At 68.4% G+C, this 231-nt stretch carries 1 pseudogene; it reads left to right on the top strand.

Features of this window, described 5'->3' with window-relative positions:
* A pseudogene (locus ACEN8I_RS24225) lies at positions 1-231 on the top strand (sensor histidine kinase); the annotation flags it as partial.

A 231-nucleotide genomic window follows, 5' to 3' on the forward strand; every position in this document is an offset into this window, starting at 1 on the left:
GTGCTGATTCAGGTGGCCGAGAATGTGCAGTCGCGCCAGGAATTCAACTGGCGGTTAATGGCGCTGGCGAAATGGCGGGACGGTGTGGTGTTCTTGCTCACACTCCAGTGCGTGGCACTCGGCGTCAGCCAGGCACTGCGTCCGCAGGCCCGCCTGGCGCCCGAAGTCGGCCCACCCCGCCCCCACCAATTGGCCCCCCTGCCCCGCACCCACCAGCCCGCCCACGTGCCA

It is taken from the genome of Polaromonas sp. CT11-55 (assembly GCF_047303325.1).
Classification (GTDB): Bacteria; Pseudomonadota; Gammaproteobacteria; order Burkholderiales; family Burkholderiaceae_C; genus Polaromonas.